Here is a 589-nt window from a genome sequence, read left to right as displayed (position 1 = left end):
GATACTTGACCTGCCGGACCTTGATGGGCGTTTTCCGTTCAACGTTGATGGCCTGAAGGGCGGCCAGATTGGCACCGCTTTTATTTATGGTCACGGTCTCAGGCGCGCCGTTCCGATCGATGGCTTTCTCGAAGTAGCGGCACGCGGCAGCCTTGTCGCGATGCGCCCGCAACAGGAAATCCACCGTATTACCGGCCTTGTCCACTGCGCGATACAAGTACTTCCACTGGCCACGCACCTTGACGTAGGTTTCATCCATCCTCCAACTCTTGCCGGCCGGGCGTTTGTACCTGCGAAAGGCCTTCTCGAACAATGGCTCCAGTTTGATCACCCAGCGATGCACGCTGGAATGGTCAACCTCAAAACCGCGCTCAGCCATCATCTCTTCGAGATTGCGAAGGCTTAACGAGTAGGCCACATACCACCGCACACACAGCAGGATCACGTCCAGAGGATAGTGCAGGCGCTTGAGTACCTTCGCTACGCCGGCAGGCAGGGCTTTTCTCGCAGTTGCCTTCTTCATATCACGCTTCACTTCAGGAAAATGTCCGCCTGAATTTTACTCCTGCATCCTTAGCGCGACACAATC

At 55.7% G+C, this 589-nt stretch carries 1 protein-coding gene; it reads right to left on the bottom strand.

The window, feature by feature from the left end:
* Positions 1-523, bottom strand: a 523-nt coding sequence (locus tag P0D89_RS53880) for an IS6 family transposase (protein ID WP_408379801.1), incomplete at its 3' end; no start/stop codon positions are given.
* Positions 524-589 lie beyond the last annotated feature (66 nt).

The organism is Paraburkholderia sp. RL18-085-BIA-A (assembly GCF_046027075.1).
Taxonomy (GTDB): domain Bacteria; phylum Pseudomonadota; class Gammaproteobacteria; order Burkholderiales; family Burkholderiaceae; genus Paraburkholderia.
This window is presented reverse-complemented; position numbering and strand designations above follow the sequence as displayed.